At 70.7% G+C, this 1,116-nt stretch carries 1 protein-coding gene and 1 pseudogene; both read right to left on the bottom strand.

The window, feature by feature from the left end; translation table 11 throughout:
• Nucleotides 1-451: pseudogene (locus Ato02nite_RS51060) on the bottom strand (hypothetical protein); the annotation flags it as partial.
• 142 nt (nucleotides 452-593) lie between these two features.
• Nucleotides 594-1,116 (bottom strand): aminoacyl-tRNA hydrolase (gene pth, locus Ato02nite_RS51065; RefSeq protein ID WP_213013980.1); only part of this gene is annotated, 523 nt, incomplete at its 5' end.

Genomic DNA, 1,116 nt, shown 5'->3' on the forward strand with positions numbered 1-1,116 from the left:
CCAGCAGGTCGGCCAGCACCAGCGTCCGCACGTACCGGCGTTCCCAGCGCTGCCGCCGCGACATGGCCGCGTGCCGGCCCCGAACCCGCACGAACGGCCGGCTCGGCGGCCGGACCGCCGCGGACCGGTTCGGCCGGTTGTCGCTCAGCCGGTCGGTGGCCTGGTTCCGCTCGGCCGGTCCGTGCGCGGCCAGTGGCGGCGCGTTGACCGGTTTCGGCCGGGCCGCTCGCGTGCCGGCGCCCGCGGGCGGCGGGCTGAGCGGTACCACCGGTGCCGGGATCTTCGCGTTGCGAACCGTGGTCTTGCGGTTCACCGGCCGGTGCGGCCGTGGACCGTGGTTCGCCGGCGGATGGTTGGCCGGACCGTATCCCTCCGGGAAGCCGTTCCCGGCCGGACGAACCTCCGGCAGGAGAACGGTCGGCTCGGTCAACACCGACTCCTGCTCCTGCACTCCCCGCACCTCCCCCCGCCGCGCCGGCCCGCCGCACCGAGCGGTGCGTACGTGTGACCAACGCTCGGACGGCGGCCAGCGTCACGGGACAACGAGATGGACAAAACCGCTCAAACGATCCATCCGTTTCGACCCCGCCGGATCAACCGCCGTGGTATTTGTTCTGCGCCCACTCGACGCCTTCGAGCACGACCGCCTCCACGACGTCCGCCGCCCGGTCGACGAGGAACTCCAGCTCTTTCCGTTCGGCGCCGCTGAAGTCGGACAACACGTAGTCGGCCGGATCCTGCCGCCCGGGCGGGCGCCCGATCCCGAAACGGACTCGTGCGTACTCCTTGCTCGACAACGACTTCGACATCGAGCGCAACCCGTTGTGGCCGCCCTCACCGCCGCCCCGTTTGGCCCGTACCTGCCCGAACGGCACGTCAAGCTCATCATGCACGGCGATCACGTTCTCTACCGGCACCTTGAAGAACTGGGCCAGCGAGACCACCGGCGCACCGGACAGGTTCATGAAAGTCAGGGGCTTGATGAGTACGAGCTTGGGGCCCCCGAAACCCAGTCGCCCCTCGGCTACGTCGGCGTGCGCGCGCTTGGACCGGCCGAACTTCGCGCTCACCCGGGAGGCGAGCAGGTCGGCCACCATGAAGCCCACGTTGTGCCGG

The organism is Paractinoplanes toevensis (assembly GCF_018332695.1).
GTDB classification, from domain to species: Bacteria; Actinomycetota; Actinomycetes; order Mycobacteriales; family Micromonosporaceae; genus Actinoplanes; species Actinoplanes toevensis.